Origin of the sequence: Bacillus sp. SIMBA_154 (genome assembly GCF_046536015.1) — a bacterium.
In the GTDB taxonomy this organism is placed as follows: Bacteria; Bacillota; Bacilli; order Bacillales; family Bacillaceae; genus Bacillus; species Bacillus pumilus_P.
Window position 1 is genome coordinate 1 of sequence record NZ_JAWJBV010000631.1, and the last position, 238, is coordinate 238.

Annotated in this window: 1 protein-coding gene; it reads left to right on the plus strand. The window is 34.0% G+C overall.

All coding sequences use genetic code 11. The features are described 5' to 3' along the window. On the plus strand, window positions 1-238 hold a 238-nt coding region (locus R0K30_RS23405), incomplete at both ends, for a hypothetical protein (RefSeq protein WP_410613411.1).

The window sequence follows — 238 nt, forward strand, 5'->3', positions numbered from 1 at the left end:
GGTAGTCAGGCTGATAAACGTCGTGTTCTATGGTTGACTCGATTTCTAGAAAGTTGGTGCGATGAAAGAGAGTTGTCAACAAGGTTCGTGGAAGCTGCTTTCCATATTGAAAATGATCAGGCTAATGTATCTGATGTATATTTTAACGCGCTTTTAGCTTCAGAAAAAATTGATAGTGAAATCAAGAAGTCAATTATAAATAGTATAAGCTTTAAAGATAAAGTCGAAATAGTTAATT